Origin of the sequence: Niallia taxi (assembly GCF_032818155.1) — a bacterium.
Lineage (GTDB): Bacteria > Bacillota > Bacilli > Bacillales > Cytobacillaceae > Niallia > Niallia taxi_A.
Genome location: NZ_CP102589.1, coordinates 3,272,033 through 3,287,563 on the forward strand (window position 1 = coordinate 3,272,033; position 15,531 = coordinate 3,287,563).

Below are 15,531 nucleotides of genomic sequence, written 5' to 3' on the forward strand. Positions count from 1 at the left end.
CCTGCTATCATCCTCTTAGCTCTCCACTATAGCAGTTGCTTTTCTTACATTACCTTCTGCTTTGTTTAAAAGCACTTTAGCCTGCGTGTAGTCCTGATTGGTTTTTAGCATAACAATAGCTGTTTTCACTTCATTCTGTGCTTTTGCCAACATCTCTTTTGCTGATTCATAGGATGCGCCTGTAGTTTTACAGATGATGTGGATTGCTCTTTCTTTCAACTTAAAATTGCTTACATGTACATCTACCATAAGGTTTTCATATGCTTTCCCATTTTGAATCATCGTAGCTGTTGAAATCATATTTAGTATCATCTTTTGCGCGGTAGCAGCCTTTAGTCTTGTCGAACCTGTAAGCACTTCCGGCCCCACCTCTACCTCAATACATTTGTCTGCATACTCACTAATCAATGATTGTTTATTGCAGGATAAGGCAATTGTTTTTGCGCCGACACTGCGTGCATAACAAAGCGCACCTATTACATACGGTGTCCTGCCACTTGCTGCGATTCCAATAACAGTATCATTTGCTGTTAAGCAGATGTCTTGTAAATCTCTGGCACCTAGCTCCTGATTATCTTCTGCTCCTTCAACAGCCTTAATAAACGCCTTTTCCCCACCAGCCATAATACCTTGAACTAAATCAGGATCTGTACTAAATGTCGGTGGGCATTCAACTGCGTCCAAAACCCCCAGCCTTCCGCTCGTACCTGCACCAATATAGATGATGCGGCCTCCTTTTTTTAAAGACTCGCAAGCATATTTGACAGCTGTTTCGACCTCTGGGAGCACTTGCTGAACGGCAATCGCTACCTTTTGATCCTCTTCATTCATCAGCCTCAGAACTTCCATTGTTTCTGCTGTATCTATATGCATTGTTCGATCATTGCGAGATTCTGTTGTTAGTAATTTGAGCTTCTGATCCATGCTTTAGTCCTCCATTTCTTTTTTACACTTTTATTATAATTATTTTGAAACATAATTTCAATAATAATTATTTTATTTTAAAATTTTAGTTCAAATAGTCATAAAAAAAGAAAACCTGCATATATGGCAGGTTTTCATAAAGATAGAACTATGTTTCTAAAATATAAGAAGGCTATTATACAAAAAAAGGGAGACATCCATGTCTCCCTTTTTACCAATATATTAAACCGTTTCAGGCTGCTCCATTTCCAATACAATATGGTCATGCAAATACCGGAAATAGCTGTTGCTTCCCCTGCTGTTTCCCTCTAAGCAGCCGAAAAAGAACCCAGTCACCCATGCGGCATAATTGAAGCTGAGCTGATCTCTTCTGCTGTAGTTTTTCACAAGCTTCCACCATTGCTCCATTAATTGCATTACATCAGGAGAATGGGTTTTGCGAAGAATAACATTGCTTTCAATTAGACCATTATGTTTAGGATAATACTCACTCTTTAACAGCGCCAGCTGCTTTCTGATGATTTTTTCATTATCCTGCCCATTTTTGATACATTCCTTCGCTTCCTCATAAACACAATCTCTTACTGGATGTTTAAATGTATACAGCGTTTTATCGCCATTGATAAAATACTGTTCAATCAGTTGATCAATATCACCAGTTATCTCCACATTTCCATCTACCCAAATGCTGTATTCATATTCAGGCAAAAAGAAATGCGGCATAATTTTCACCTGCCTGCACTGCCTAACAATATCCAAATCGCTTGGAGGAAGAGGTCTTATTTGCCATGTAGGTGAAATAAGTGTTGGATCATCTGTAAAGCATATGTAGTCACACTGATTAGATATGATTGCTGGCTCCTTCAATTCATCATAGTCTTTTGTAATTGCTGTATAGATTACCACTCTTTTTTTCATCAACCTTCTCCTCCCTATTTCATGTCACTTTAAAGCAACAATAAAATTCTTAATATTCAATTAATCACTTATTATATCATAATTGATTTCTTAGTACTATTATGTAAGCCTTTTTGTTAATAGAACAAGAAGTATGCTAATTCTAGTTATTATCCGTTTATCAGTAGAATGAAACTTATTAACACCAAAAAAAGCAGATGCATTCTGAGAGCTTCAAGAGATTGGTACAAATTGGTTGTTAATAGTCTATCATATGACTAAGTTTAATCTTAATGATCGAATTACCTAGGAAAATCTAAGGAAAAAAGAGGCAGGACATCGCTTCTTTAGAATGCATTAAGCAGGCCGATATATGTATTAGTTTCAGGAAAATAAACTTAAAAGGAGACAACATCATTGAAACTGCTAAAAAACTTAAACATTACCAGAAAGCTTTTGATTATCACACTAGTAAGTGCTGCAGCACTTTGCTCAGTTGGTTTTTTAGGCTTAAATTATATTCGTGTTATGGCTGAGGATTCAGAAGTTATCTACAAGGAGAATCTGCTGCCGATAACTGATATGCTGCAAATTAGAATTAACACAAGGTCAAGCAGCGCCTATACACTTGAACTTCTGCTGACAACAGATGCAGCTAAAAATAAAGAACTGCAGGTGGAGATTAAGTCTGCCTGGGAGGAAATTGATACACTTGTTGCCAAGATTGAGAGTGGCAAAATGACTGCGGAAGAAAAAACACTGCTTGACCAGTTTAAGGAGGAGGTAACTCCTTTGACTGCAGGAAGAGATAAAGTGGTTGCTCTTGCTCTTGCTAATAAAAACACAGAAGGCTATGAAATTTACTTAAAAGAAGTAGAAACAAACAGAGCAAAAGTAAACGAAACGTTAAAAGAGCTTGTTGCCGCGAAAACAAAGCATGCAGAAAAGCTTTACACGAAAAGTAAGGAAACCTTAACTACAGTTACTATTTTTGTTGCGGCTGTCATCATTTTGGCTGTTTTGCTGCTGTTACTATTGAGCTATTTTATCGGCCGGATGATTGTAAAACCAGTCAAGGAAGTAAAAGAGCTTCTTTCTATGGCAGAGGATGGAGATTTTACTGTTAAAGGAAGCTACCAATCAAAGGATGAAATTGGCGAACTTGCTAATTCCTTCAATAATATGACAGCAAAGCTTCAATCTGTTTTCAGTACTGTATATGATTCTTCGCAACAGGTTGCTGCTGCTTCAGAAGAGCTGAGTGCAAGTGCGGAGGAAAACAGCAAAGCAAGTGAGCATATAACACTTACCATGCAGGAGCTTTCTGTAGGAACAGATAAACAAGTTGATAAAATCGAAGACAGTGCCGATATCATCAGCAATATTACGACATATACAAAAACAATTGCTGATAATACAGATAAAATAACAAAAGATGTCCTTCATGCATCTCAAGTGTCTGCAGAGGGAAATGAAGCAATTACAGAAGTAAATAAGCAAATGAATTCTATTTATGCTAATGTTACCAGCTTATCAGAAGCTGTCAGAAGCTTAAATGAACGTTCAAATGAAATCGGAGAAATTACGAATGTCATCACTGGCATTTCAGCCCAAACAAACCTGTTGGCATTGAATGCAGCAATTGAAGCGGCACGTGCTGGAGAGCATGGCAAAGGCTTTGCAGTCGTTGCTGATGAAGTTAGAACACTTGCAGAGGAATCTACTAAATCAACAGAACAAATCTCGAACTTGATTCAATTAATTCAGAAGGATACAGAGTATACACTTCAAACAATGGAAAGAGCCTCACAAGAAGTTAACTCAGGCTTAACTGTCGTTCATACAGCAGGTGCCTCCTTCCAAAAAATCGAAACAGCCGTTAATGGTGTCGTCTCGCAAATTGAAGACATTTCAGAAGCACTGCAAAAACTAGCAAATGGAACAGAAACTGTTCACACTTCAATGGATGAAGTTAGTGATGTAGCAAAGGATTCTGCTTCCATCACACAAAATATCTCTGCTGCAACACAGGAACAGCTTGCCTCGATGGAAGAAATCACTTCCTCTTCTCAAGCGCTGGCCCTTTTAGCAGATGATCTACAAGCAATCATTAAGCAATTTAAAATTGGTTAACAAACAAACATGCCCTGAAATAATCATTTCGGGGCATGTTTGTTTTCATGCTCCAAAAGCCATTCCTTTCGCCACAGGCCGCCTGCATAACCTGTCAAGCTGCCATTGCTGCCAATAATCCGGTGACATGGCAGAACAATACAAAGCTTATTTTTGCCATTTGTACTGCCAACTGCCCGAACTGCCTTTTCATTACCGATTGCTGCTGCAATGTCTTTATAGGAGCCGGTTTTACCGTAAGAAATAGACGGTAATGTATTCCACACATTTTTTTGGAAATCTGTACCTTCGACTATATATGGAAAAGTAAATGTCTCAAGCTCTCCTTTAAAATACAAATCAAGCTGTTGATAGCAATCTATTAATGATTTTGGCGTATTTTCCAACAAGGGATATTGCAAGATGTCTCTTTCTGTAAACAGTACAGAGTATACCCCTTCTTCGGTACCTGTGATTTCAACAAGCCCAATTGGTGATTGATAATCAATCATATATTTATCGCTCATTTAACATTCCTCCAGCTATTTATTACATGTCTTGATTGAGTTTTTTTATCAGCATTGGAATCTCTGCCAAATCCTTTACGATATAATCCATTCCAGCACTGCTCCAATCAGAATTCTCTTTCCATACTCCAAGCATTCCAACATTACGGGCTGCTTCTATATCATTTCGCGGATGATCGCCGATAAAAAGGCTTTCTTCAGGATTTACTTCCAGCCTTTGCAGCGCACGCAGAAAAATGGCCGGATCTGGCTTTCGCAAACCCTCCCATTCTGATATCAATATCTCATCAAAAAAGTGTTTGATTCCTAACGACTCTATATTACTTTGCTGAAACCGCCCATATCCGTTTGAAATGATTCCTAAGCGAAGCCCTGCTGATGAAAGCTGTGCTAACATTTCTTTTAAATATGAAAAAGGCACACAGCTATACGGAAACTCCTCTACATAATCTTGCAGCAGCTCCTGCCAAGTGATTCCGGCCAAGTGAAATTCTTCAACAAGCTGCTGATAGACTTTATCCTTCCAAACATAGCCCTTTTCATCCAAGGTGATGAATCTGCTTATATATGTTTCTTTCGAAATATCGCTTGTCTTTTTTATTATGCGGTTATATTGTCGTTCAGCAAAATGCAGGACTGATTCATTTCTGTTTAATAATGTTCCATCTAAATCAAACAAAACTGCTTTTATCATATAAACAGCCCCTACCTTTTCTTCCATTATAAACTATTGCTTTCAACATGGCTCAAGCCATAAAAAAACTGACTGAAAATTTTTCAGTCAGTCAGCTTTATAAAGCATTATTTCCAAACATCATTTGAAATTTCTACAACATGGCGGAGCTTATCCCATTGCTGCTCTTCTGTCAGCAGGTTGCCTTCTTCTGTTGATGCAAAGCCGCACTGCGGGCTTAAGCACAACTGATTTAAGTCAACATAGCGTGATGCTTCTTCAATACGACGTTTAATAACATCCTTATCCTCTAGTTCACCGAATTTAGAAGTGATTAATCCAAGTACGATATTTAAGTCTGGTCTGTTAACGAAACGGAGCGGTTCAAAACCACCTGAACGATCATTATCATATTCAAGGAAGAATCCATCAATATTTAAATGACCAAACAGCTTTTCAGCAACCGGCTCATAACCACCTGAAGAAATCCATGTAGAACGGAAATTCCCTCGGCATATATGCATTGTTACTTTGAAATCATCTGGACGATCAGAAACTGCTTCATTCAGCGTTTCTAAATATTTTCTGCTTAAGTAGTCAGGATCCATTCCTTTTGCGCGCAGCTGTTCCTTCTGTTCTTCTGAACAAAGGTATGCCCATGATGTGTCATCAAGTTGCACATAACGGCAGCCTGCATCATAAAACGCTTGAAGGCCCTTTTTGTATGTTTGTGCAAGATCTGCGAAAAATTCATCTTGGTCCGGATACACAGCCTTGTCAACTTCACCGCGGAAATGAAGCATACTTGGACTTGGAATCGTCAATTTTGCTGTATGGTCACCAGCTGCAGCTTGAAGAAATTTAAAATCCTCAAGGAATGGGTGCTTGTCAAACCCAAGCTTGTCCGTAACCTTAATAGCACGTGATTTTGTTTGCTTTTGCTGGAATTGGATACCAGACCCAGTTTGATAGCCTGTCACACCTTGTAGGTCCTCAAGAAAATCAAAATGCCACCATGCTCTGCGGAATTCTCCATCTGTTACAGCTTGAAGGCCAACTTCCTTCTGCTTTTCTACAATTCTGGCAATCTCTTCATTTTCTATTGTTTTTAATTGCTCTGCAGTAATTTCGTCAGCTGCTCTTTGTAGACGCGCCTTCTTAATTGCCTCAGATCTCAATAAGCTTCCTACTTGGTCTGCGCGAAATGGTGCTGTTTTCTGTGATGATTTATCAATCGTTTGCATCTAATTCCCTCTTTTCCCTTTGTCGTTCCTATATTGTCTGTATATTAGCATAATTAAAAGGGTATAGAGTAACTGATAAAAGTAATTATCCGTTATAACTAAAAGCTATATCACTTAGGAGCATAGTAATCGACAAATCTTTTAAGCTCTTCTAAATAAAGGTTTGCAATCCTGCTTAATCTTGTTTTTTTGTGTACAATCCATCCTACTGAAATCGTTTCCTCTTCAGCTAGCGGAACAGAAACAATGTCAGATCCATTTAAGTCCGAGCTTAAAATCCCTGTTGAAATGGTGTACCCATTCAGCCCAATCAGCAGATTGAATAAAGTAGCACGGTCACTCACTTGGATTGATTTTTTGCGAGGAATAGTACTGAATATTTCCTCCGCATAATAAAAGGAATTAAACTCCCCTTGTTCAAAAGACAGCCGCGGATATGCTTCTAAATCTCCAAGCGTTACCGAAGACCTTTTCGCTAGCGGATTTTGGGCACTCACAAAAATATGCGGACCCGCCTCAAATAAAGAATGGAAATCAAGTCCTTCCTGTTCGAGCATTTGCAGCATAACCTTTTCATTAAACGAGCTGACATAAAGGATACCAATTTCACTGCGAAAGTTTTTAACATCCTCAATGATTTCATATGTCCGTGTTTCCCGCAAAGTAAATTGATATTCGTCCGCTCCATGCTGTTTGATCATTTCGACAAATGCGTTTACAGCAAATGCATAATGCTGTGTCGATACAGAGAAAAGCTGTTGAGATGGCGCGCTGTCAAAATACCTCCGTTCAAGCAGCTCCGCCTGCTCCACTACTTGGCGGGCATATCCGAGAAATTCAGCACCGTTTTTTGATAAAGTGATTCCTTTTGACGTCCGTAAAAAAATCTCAAAGCCCATCTCCTTTTCCAGCTCTTTAACTGCCTTAGACAAACTCGGCTGTGACATATATAAACGCCTTGCCGCTTCATTAATAGAGCCGCATAAAACTATTTCCACCACATACTTCAATTGCTGGAGTGTCATAAAATTACCTCCTGTTTTTTTAATAATTATGTACAATCGCTGCTTAACTCTTATTTATACCATTTATAACTTAATTAATAGGTAGCTGTTCATCCCCTGTCATTAATTTCTTGTAAATTTAATTTTTTACATAATATCATATTTTTATTGCTTGTATAAGGGGATTAAGATACTATAAATTGGGATTGGAAAAATATTTGTAAAATATTCCGATTTCTGCTAAAAAAAGCTCTTATTCTAGCGATATTAAAAAAGTAGAAATTATCACGAATGGTAAGGAGAAACATATGAAAACAATTATTAAAGCAACTTTGGCAACAGGCCTGCTTTTTAGCTTCACACTTGGCACAGTCCATAATGCAGAGGCTGCTACAAAAGTAGTTACCTACAAAAACTGCACAGAGCTAAATAAAAAATACAAAGGCGGAGTAGCCCGCGCTGCAAATGTGAAAAACAAAGGCGGAAAAACAAAATACAAGCCATACGTATCGAAAGCTCTTTATGACGCCAACAAAAAAAGCGATAGAGATAAAGATTTAATTGCTTGTGAAAAATAAATAGACCGAAAAAACCAGAACTTATCTTCCTTAGTTCTGGTTTTTTTAAGCCTTTAACCACTTAAAAGTATTAAATGCTCTCCATACATTTTTAAATTGTACATGTAATTGGCATGCTTAAACCATACACGGACAAAATTAAATACATTCTTTCTTCCTTATTTTAGCAAATCTATCATTTCTGTTTAAACCTCCTCACAGCGGGAAAAAAGTTGATAAGAAAATCATTTTGAATTAGTCAAGGAGGTTGAATGAAAATGGCAAAAAGTATAGTAGCTGTTTATGAGACTCCCCAAGAGACAATTGATGCCATTGAAAGATTAACTGCAAAAGGATATGAAGCAGAGGATTTTTCTGTTGTGACGAACAGAAAAGACACGGATTATCTCGAATCACGGACAGATGCAAATATTGCCTCTGCAGAAGATAATGAATCAGCTGGTTTTTTTGAAAGATTAAAAAGCTATTTCACAATGGAGGACCTTGGATTTGGCGCAAATGAAAACAAAACTGCCGACATAGACATACCAGCAGTTGAGCTGGATCAGTATTCAGACCAGCTGGAAGAAGGGAAGTTTTTGCTCGCTGTTGAAGGAGATGTTAACGAAATCACTGCAAACATAGCAAATGACTATCCAAATATGCGGCCATTAAATGACGTTAATCCGACAAACAGAGCACAAGGGATGAATATTTCCTTAGGGTCAAATGAGGATTATGAGCGCAGGAACCCTGTATTTGAAGATACACCTGATACGCCAATATTGGAAAGAAGAGCTGGAGGCAATAACAATAGAGAGGCAACAGATGAAGTTGTGCTTGATAGGTCCTTCCCGCGTAACGAACATTTATCAAAATAGGTATATAGTAAAAAGCCGGATTTGCTCTAGCAAATCCGGCTTTTTCAAGCTGTCCAGAAAGTCTTGATAGCCTGAAAACAAGTTCTATTTCTTATCTTCAATCAACCACAAAAAAAATATAAAAGAAATAACGATAATTACAGATTCTATAAAGTTTTCAAGCCACTTATAAGTTCCGGTAGCTGGATAATCAAAAAATACTAAAACAGTATAAACTAATATCAAATGTATCAGCAGAAACCATTTTCTAACAAACTCCAATTTATCACCTCTTTATTTACTTAGCTTTTATTTTAACGAAAGCAAATACATAGCTATATGGAGAGTTCTTACAAATTTGTGAACTTAATTTAAGCAATTATATTTCATTCTCCTAATTTGTTTAGTTCTAGGCTTAAAAGCTTGTGATGAAATAAAGGTACCTTTCTTCACAAGCTAAAAACCGGATTTGCCTCTAAGCAAATCCGGCTTTTTTATTAAATATTTTCCTGCTTCAATCCATCAATAATATTTTCTTTTTTTATTTTTACAGTTGCATACATCATCGCTAAACCAACGATGACAAAGATAGCGATAATTGAAAATAGCATGCTCATCCATGGTAATGCAAAACCATACTCAAATGTCTGTCTTATAGAGAAGTACAGCAGCACCATAACAGCGATGCTTAAAGGCAGGCCATACAGCAAGGCTTTTAATCCATAAAACATACTTTCGTATTGCAGCATTTTATTAAAGCCCTTCGGTGTCATCCCGACGGAACGAAGCATCGCAAATTCCCGTTTTCTTAATGCAATACTTGTGCTGATTGTATTGAATATATTTGCAACGGAAATCAGCGAAATAAGGATGATGAACCCGTAGGTGAAAACAGACATAAACAGAAGCATTTGTTCATTTTCCTGCTTATTTTGATAAACATTGTATACATACATATTTGAGGTTTTAACGTCCTCTAGTTCCTTTTGGGTTGCAAGAGGATCAGAGCTGTTCAAATACAGTGACGTATCGAAAAAATCCTTTGTTTTTTCGTTATCAGACAGCTGTGAAAACGTCTTGTCTGATACGATGATATCAATGCTGCCAACTCCTCCTGTATTCATACCGAGTGGAAGCTTATTTGTCATACCAGCAATTCCCACCTTACTTATTGCAGTGTCATTTTCGCCATCACTGTAATGCAGCTCGAAATTATCTCCTTTTTTAGCATGGACCGTAGTAGTTTCAATAAATTTTCTCGTATCGTAATCCTGATAGGAGATTTTGTCTATGAGAATTCCCATCGGGATATTATCATCAGTGAATTTGTCTAACGAAACACCTGCCTCTTTTGCATATTCTTTAAAACTTGCTTCATCAAGACCGACAAGATGTACTGTATACTGGAATTCACCCTTCTTAAGTAAACTCTTGTCATCTGCAACCATTTCTTTCAGCTCATCTGCAATAGCACTTTCCTTAACCCATGTACTTAACACATATGATTCTCGTAATATCGTACTGTCCTCAACATACGAAAGCTTTGTTAACGGAATATAATCACTCGGCTGCATAAAGCCAGAGCTGTATACTTGAATATCAAAGCTGACATTTTCCTGTGACAACTCCAGAGACTTTTTAATATTTGATGTAAAAAAGGCTACTGCTAAAAATAGGACAATGCTGATAACTAATGAAAAAACAGTAGCATGATATCTGCGTTTATGGCGTTTTAAATTTTTCAGCCCTATTTCTGCTTCTATTCCAAACAGCTTCCGTACAAGCTTTGATGTTTTGACTGCTTTTCCTGTCAGCTTCACATCCTGTGTTTGACGGATCGCATCAATTGCCGAAATTTTTGATGCCTTGCGTGCTGGCAAAAAGGCAGATATAAAAATAGTAAAAACAGAAACTACTATTGCAATCAGAACAGAGTATGGTGTTACAACTAGCTCCAGCTTTTGGGATACACCTAAAGCTCCTTCAATAAATGAATTTAGGAAGATAAAGGTTGCACCAATTCCCCCAATTCCTGCTAAAATGCCAATCGGAATACTAATTGCACCGATGACCATTCCTTCAAAAAACACCGCATTCCGCTTTTGTTTTTTTGTTGCACCAACACTTGAAAGCATTCCTAAATGTCTTGCCCTCTCTGACACGCTTATGGCAAATGCATTATAAATAAGTGCGATAGAACCGATGATAATAACAGCGACAATCACAGCACCGCTAGCATAAAGGGTTGTGCGCAGACTATCATTATCTGTTACTCCATAATAACGAAGCAGCTCATCATTGTATGTGATTTGTTTAGTATTTATCTTTTTCGCTAGGCCCTCTGCATGGTCAAATATAGAGCCATTTACTTTATTTAGCACAACAACCGCATCAGCTGTATCTGTTTGGGAAATGGTTGTGAAATCAACATAGCTTAATGCTGTATAGCCAGCCTCCCAAGTATAAGCCCAAGACGGATTTTCCATAATTCCAACAATAGTAAAGGTTTTTTGGACAGTATCAGCAAGCTCCTCTTTAAGATTTCCTTCTTCATCTGTAACAACGCTTAACCGCTGTGTCAGCTCCTCGCCTTCCGAATTTTCCCTATCAACTCGTTTACCTATATCTACCGTAATTTTGTCACCAATTTTATATGACGTATATTCTTCCACAATACTTTTTGAAAGAATTAACTCATTAGGATTTTCAGGAAGGCGCCCATCTTCCATTTTAATATGAAATGCGTTAAATCCAGCTTCATTAAATGCCTTATAAAAGATATACGGCTTATATATATTCGTGGCATCCTTTATCTTGGAGTATCCTAAATCCTTTGACAAAAAAAGCCCTTTTGTCGCATTATCCTTTTCTATTTCCGCAATTTGATCCTGGTTGACGTCCTCATATTTTAAATGCCATTCGCCATCAGTAGAAATAGACTGTCTTATCGACAAATCAAGAAAGGAAACACCAAGTGTTGCCACTGCCATAATCATTGCCGTGGAAATAATAACACCAATGATGGTTACAATCGTTCGTCTTTTGTTTTCCTTTAAATGTCTGATTGTAAGCTTTTGGATAATATTCACGGACGAATCACCTCATCCTTTGCAACCTTCCCATCCTCAATAGCTATGACTCTGTCTGCTTGCATGGCAATCCTTTCATCGTGTGTAATAACAATCAATGTCTGGTTAAATGTTTTATTGAACATCTTTAATAATTCCATAATTTCCTTACTGTTTTTGCTGTCAAGATTACCTGTCGGCTCGTCTGCAAGCACGATAGCTGGATTACTGATTAGAGCACGGCCAATTGATACACGCTGCTGCTGTCCGCCAGAAAGCTGATTCGGCAAATGCCCGAGACGGTCCTTCAAGCCAAGCACACGAACGATATCCTCAAACTTGCTGTTGTCCACCTCATGCTGGTCAAGCAATATTGGCAGTGTGATATTTTCTTCTACAGTCAAAATTGGGATCAAATTATAAAACTGATAAATAAGGCCGATTTGTCTTCTTCTAAAGATTGCTAAAGCTGTCTCATCAAGTGCGTAAATATCTGTATCATCTACTAACACCTTTCCGCTTGTTGGCCTGTCAACACCTCCAAGCAAATGCAGCAAAGTTGATTTACCTGAGCCAGATGGACCAATAATTACAACGAATTCGCCTTTTTTGACTGTAAAGGATACATTGTCCAAAGCCTTAACCTCTGTATCTCCTTTTCCGTACACTTTAGACAGATTTTCAATTTTTAAAATATCCATTTGAGTTCCCCTTTTGTATTTGATTTATCTCTAGTTTATCTGCCTAAAATGACATATCGGTGACTCAAAAGTGACAATTTAGTCACTTAATGCTGTTTATTGCCTGCTTATAAAATTTAATCTGGAAGGTAGTGCCCTCCCCTTCCTTACTTACAACCTCGATATCACCGTTTTGGGCGGAAATGATGCTGTATGCCATCGCAAGGCCAATACCAACGGAATCCTCTCCAGCATTTTCGCCTTTATAAAAGCGCTTAAAGATATGTGGCAAATCTTTTTTCGGAATTCCCTTCCCAGTGTCGCGAATGCTTAGTTCCGTAAATAAGGCATTCTCAAAAAAGGAAAAGTAAATCTCCCCACCTTCTGCTGTATGCTCAATCCCGTTTTTTAAAATATTAAGGATTGCTTCTGCTGTCCATTTTAAATCTCCATAAAAAACTGCATTCCTGTCACCCTCCGTTTTAAGTGACTGCTGTTTTATATCCATTGGTATAAGAACTGCCTCTGCTGCTTTTTCAATCACTTGAATGACAGGAACCTTTTCTTTTTTAAACGTAACAGAGCCTGCATCAATTTTTGAGAGCTTTAACAATGAGGATACAAGCCATTCAATGCGCTCTAACTGAATGCGGATATTCCTCGTGAATTCTTGTCTTTTTTCTTCGGTTATTTTTCCGCTTAACAAATCAGCCATAACCATCATGGAGGTCAACGGTGTCTTTAACTGATGAGAAATATCGGAAATGGCATCGGTCAATTTCGATTTATCCTTCTTCAAGGAAGACCCTTGCTGCGACAGCATCAATGTTACCTTATATATCTCGCTTTTTAGAATGCTTAGTTCACCTTCATAATTATCTCTTATATCAAATTGATAATCTCCGTTCGCTATGCGGCGCAAGTGACCTGACAGCTTAGCAATTTCCCTGTAGCGCCACCATGTAGAGATAACCTGTACACAAATTAGCACCATACATGTAACAAACACATAAATAGCAGCAGCTGCAGATATATAAAGATAAGCCAACATAGTGGACAGCAATGCGATTATGGAAAGAATCAACAAGTAAAAGCGTAATTCCCGATTGCGAAGCATTTAATCACCCACCTTATAGCCCAAGCCCCGAACTGTTTTAATAATGGTTGGCTTTTGCGGATCATCTTCCAGCTTTTCTCTAAGTCTTTTGATGTAAACTGTTAATGTATTGTCATTAACAAAGTCCCCCGCAACATCCCATATTCTTTCAAGCAGCTGGGTTCTTGTCAGTACCTGGCCGATATGATTGGCAAAAATGAGAAATAACCTGTATTCTAGTGCAGTTACTAACACCTCTTCTCCATTTTTAAATACTTTTCCCTCCGCTGTGTTAATTGCTATATTTTCAATTTCTATCACAGGCTTTGCTTGCAATTGTTTATGATATCTTCGCAAAACAGATTTTATCCTTGAAAGCAATTCTCTTACTCGGAAAGGCTTTGTTATGTAATCATCAGCTCCCATATCCAAGCCCATTACAACATTCACTTCATCATCCAATGCCGTCAAAAAAATAACTGGCTTGTCCGAGTGCTGTTTAACATATTCACATAATTCATAACCATTTCCGTCTGGCAAGGACAGATCAAAGATGCATAAATCAATTTGCTCTAAATTTTCTATTATTGCTTTTTTGGCTGTTTGAACACTATGACAAAGAATTGTTTCATACTCCTCTTGATTTAAGCTGTATTCTATCCCGGATGCTATTGTTTTATCGTCTTCCACTAATAGTATTTTCATTTTTCCTTTCACTTCCTTTACACAAATAAACCATAACTATATCCTATCTTATTTGATGGCTTGATTTTAAGTCAAAGGGGAATAATGTTGTTAAATAGGTTGCATTGGCACATCCAGTATCCTACAATACTTTATAGAGGCAATATGCAAACGCTACACATATTAGAACTAAGAAATGTTACAGGAGGAAACCGTCGTGCCAAATACATATAAAGGATCTAAATTAAAAGTCTTCTCCTTAAACGCAAACCCAGAGCTTGCGCAAGAAATTGTCGAAAACTTAGGAACGGAGCTTGGGAAGTGTTCCGTTAAAAAATTCAGTGATGGAGAAATTCAAATCAATATAGAAGAAAGTGTCCGCGGCTGTGAAGTATTTGTCATTCAACCGACAAGTGAGCCTGTCAATCAAAGCATTATGGAGCTGTTGATTATGATTGATGCTTTAAAACGAGCATCTGTGAAGTGCATCAATGTTGTAATACCATATTATGCATATGCACGACAAGATCGTAAAGCTCAGCCAAGGGAACCAATTACAGCTAAACTAATTGCAAACCTTATCCAAAAAGCAGGAGCAGATCGTGTTATTACAATGGATCTTCATGCACCACAGACACAAGGCTTCTTTAATATTCCAGTAGACCAGCTTCTTGCTATGCCGATATTGGCGCAATACTTATTGACAAAGGATTTTGCCAATGATGTTGTTGTCGTAGCACCAGACCACGGCAGTACAACGAGAGCGCGTGAATTAGCAGATCGCCTGAAAGCGCCGATTGCAATCATTGACAAACGTGGCTCAAGAGAAATTGGTGAAAAACGAGAAGTTAATATTGTCGGAAACATTGAAGGAAAAACAGCTATTATTATCGATGATATTATTGATACAGCATACAGAGTCACAACTGCAACAAAAGCACTTCTTGATAATGGCGCAAAAGAAGTTTATGCATGCTGTACACACCCTGTTCTGTCAGAAATGGCAATTGAAAACATCTCAGAATCCCATATAAAGGAACTGATTGTAACAAACAGTATCCCTCTCACAGAAGAGAAAAAAATCAGCAAAATAACACAACTGACAATCGCTCCACTTTTAAGCGACGCTATTTCCCGAGTTTACGAACAAAAACCTGTCAGTGTACTGTTTAAATAATTATAAAAAAAGAGATGCGGTGGGCTTA

The 15,531-nt window shown here is 37.9% G+C and carries 14 protein-coding genes; 4 read left to right on the top strand and 10 right to left on the bottom strand.

All coding sequences use genetic code 11. The features are described 5' to 3' along the window. Nucleotides 1–15: 15 nt before the first annotated feature. Nucleotides 16–924 carry an N-acetylmuramic acid 6-phosphate etherase gene (gene murQ / locus NQZ71_RS16415; RefSeq protein WP_260053648.1) on the bottom strand — a complete coding sequence of 303 codons (909 nt, stop codon included), beginning with the start codon at nucleotides 922–924 and terminating at the stop codon, nucleotides 16–18. A gap of 222 nt (nucleotides 925–1,146) precedes the next feature. After that, a complete protein-coding gene (locus tag NQZ71_RS16420; RefSeq protein WP_144452186.1) occupies nucleotides 1,147–1,842 on the bottom strand; it encodes a glycosyltransferase domain-containing protein in 696 nt (231 codons plus the stop codon). A gap of 396 nt (nucleotides 1,843–2,238) precedes the next feature. Here NQZ71_RS16420 and NQZ71_RS16425 point away from each other — a divergent pair, with 396 nt between their 5' ends. Next, nucleotides 2,239–3,954, top strand: a complete 1,716-nt coding sequence (locus NQZ71_RS16425; protein ID WP_317011005.1) for a methyl-accepting chemotaxis protein — start codon at nucleotides 2,239–2,241, stop codon at nucleotides 3,952–3,954. Between the two features lie 23 nt (nucleotides 3,955–3,977). Here NQZ71_RS16425 and NQZ71_RS16430 read toward each other — a convergent pair whose 3' ends face one another. The 4 genes from NQZ71_RS16430 to NQZ71_RS16445 all read right to left on the bottom strand — a co-directional run bounded on the left by NQZ71_RS16430 (nucleotide 3,978) and on the right by NQZ71_RS16445 (nucleotide 7,402). Further along, the gene (locus tag NQZ71_RS16430; RefSeq protein ID WP_144452184.1) at nucleotides 3,978–4,460 is read right to left on the bottom strand and encodes a methylated-DNA--[protein]-cysteine S-methyltransferase; all 483 of its coding nucleotides are present in this window, start codon (nucleotides 4,458–4,460) and stop codon (nucleotides 3,978–3,980) included. Nucleotides 4,461–4,482: 22 nt separating this feature from the next. After that, nucleotides 4,483–5,154 (bottom strand): HAD family hydrolase, encoded by a 672-nt coding sequence (locus NQZ71_RS16435; protein WP_275004615.1) that lies wholly within the window; start codon nucleotides 5,152–5,154, stop codon nucleotides 4,483–4,485. Nucleotides 5,155–5,261: 107 nt separating this feature from the next. Continuing rightward, a complete protein-coding gene (locus NQZ71_RS16440) occupies nucleotides 5,262–6,377 on the bottom strand; it encodes a 5-methyltetrahydropteroyltriglutamate--homocysteine S-methyltransferase (RefSeq protein WP_144452182.1) in 1,116 nt (371 codons plus the stop codon). A 110-nt stretch (nucleotides 6,378–6,487) separates the two neighbouring features. Beyond that, nucleotides 6,488–7,402, bottom strand: a complete 915-nt coding sequence (locus NQZ71_RS16445; RefSeq protein ID WP_144452181.1) for a LysR family transcriptional regulator — start codon at nucleotides 7,400–7,402, stop codon at nucleotides 6,488–6,490. A gap of 287 nt (nucleotides 7,403–7,689) precedes the next feature. Between NQZ71_RS16445 and NQZ71_RS16450 the strand changes: the two genes are divergently transcribed. Together NQZ71_RS16450 and NQZ71_RS16455 are read left to right on the top strand one after the other, a co-directional pair. Then, nucleotides 7,690–7,959, top strand: a complete 270-nt coding sequence (locus tag NQZ71_RS16450; RefSeq protein WP_144452180.1) for an excalibur calcium-binding domain-containing protein — start codon at nucleotides 7,690–7,692, stop codon at nucleotides 7,957–7,959. 257 nt (nucleotides 7,960–8,216) lie between these two features. Next, on the top strand, nucleotides 8,217–8,819 hold the full coding sequence (locus NQZ71_RS16455) for a YflT domain-containing protein (protein WP_317011007.1): 603 nt from the start codon (nucleotides 8,217–8,219) through the stop codon (nucleotides 8,817–8,819). Between the two features lie 476 nt (nucleotides 8,820–9,295). On the opposite strand, the gene NQZ71_RS16460 is transcribed toward NQZ71_RS16455, so the two are convergent. From NQZ71_RS16460 to NQZ71_RS16475, 4 genes are all read right to left on the bottom strand, one after another. Next, complete coding sequence (locus NQZ71_RS16460) at nucleotides 9,296–11,887, bottom strand: ABC transporter permease (protein WP_317011008.1); 2,592 nt, start codon at nucleotides 11,885–11,887, stop codon at nucleotides 9,296–9,298. After that, nucleotides 11,884–12,567, bottom strand: coding sequence for an ABC transporter ATP-binding protein (locus NQZ71_RS16465; RefSeq protein WP_317011009.1), 684 nt, complete (start codon nucleotides 12,565–12,567; stop codon nucleotides 11,884–11,886). Before NQZ71_RS16465 ends, NQZ71_RS16460 begins: the two co-directional genes overlap by 4 nt. Before the next feature lie 82 nt (nucleotides 12,568–12,649). Further along, nucleotides 12,650–13,663 carry a sensor histidine kinase gene (locus NQZ71_RS16470; RefSeq protein WP_317011010.1) on the bottom strand — a complete coding sequence of 338 codons (1,014 nt, stop codon included), beginning with the start codon at nucleotides 13,661–13,663 and terminating at the stop codon, nucleotides 12,650–12,652. Then, nucleotides 13,664–14,347, bottom strand: coding sequence for a response regulator transcription factor (locus tag NQZ71_RS16475; protein ID WP_144452175.1), 684 nt, complete (start codon nucleotides 14,345–14,347; stop codon nucleotides 13,664–13,666). It abuts the gene before it with no gap. Between the two features lie 175 nt (nucleotides 14,348–14,522). Here NQZ71_RS16475 and NQZ71_RS16480 point away from each other — a divergent pair, with 175 nt between their 5' ends. Beyond that, nucleotides 14,523–15,503, top strand: coding sequence for a ribose-phosphate diphosphokinase (locus tag NQZ71_RS16480; RefSeq protein WP_144452174.1), 981 nt, complete (start codon nucleotides 14,523–14,525; stop codon nucleotides 15,501–15,503). Nucleotides 15,504–15,531 lie beyond the last annotated feature (28 nt).

What these genes read in the sequence shown, in the direction of transcription:
- murQ (WP_260053648.1), bottom strand. Translation starts at nt 924, where the DNA reads ATGGATCAGAAGCTCAAATTACTAACAACAGAATCTCGCAATGATCGA.
- NQZ71_RS16420 (WP_144452186.1), bottom strand. Translation starts at nt 1,842, where the DNA reads ATGAAAAAAAGAGTGGTAATCTATACAGCAATTACAAAAGACTATGAT.
- NQZ71_RS16430 (WP_144452184.1), bottom strand. Translation starts at nt 4,460, where the DNA reads ATGAGCGATAAATATATGATTGATTATCAATCACCAATTGGGCTTGTT.
- NQZ71_RS16435 (WP_275004615.1), bottom strand. Translation starts at nt 5,154, where the DNA reads ATGATAAAAGCAGTTTTGTTTGATTTAGATGGAACATTATTAAACAGA.
- NQZ71_RS16440 (WP_144452182.1), bottom strand. Translation starts at nt 6,377, where the DNA reads ATGCAAACGATTGATAAATCATCACAGAAAACAGCACCATTTCGCGCA.
- NQZ71_RS16445 (WP_144452181.1), bottom strand. Translation starts at nt 7,402, where the DNA reads ATGACACTCCAGCAATTGAAGTATGTGGTGGAAATAGTTTTATGCGGC.
- NQZ71_RS16450 (WP_144452180.1), top strand. Translation starts at nt 7,690, where the DNA reads ATGAAAACAATTATTAAAGCAACTTTGGCAACAGGCCTGCTTTTTAGC.
- NQZ71_RS16455 (WP_317011007.1), top strand. Translation starts at nt 8,217, where the DNA reads ATGGCAAAAAGTATAGTAGCTGTTTATGAGACTCCCCAAGAGACAATT.
- NQZ71_RS16465 (WP_317011009.1), bottom strand. Translation starts at nt 12,567, where the DNA reads ATGGATATTTTAAAAATTGAAAATCTGTCTAAAGTGTACGGAAAAGGA.
- NQZ71_RS16470 (WP_317011010.1), bottom strand. Translation starts at nt 13,663, where the DNA reads ATGCTTCGCAATCGGGAATTACGCTTTTACTTGTTGATTCTTTCCATA.
- NQZ71_RS16475 (WP_144452175.1), bottom strand. Translation starts at nt 14,347, where the DNA reads ATGAAAATACTATTAGTGGAAGACGATAAAACAATAGCATCCGGGATA.
- NQZ71_RS16480 (WP_144452174.1), top strand. Translation starts at nt 14,523, where the DNA reads ATGTTACAGGAGGAAACCGTCGTGCCAAATACATATAAAGGATCTAAA.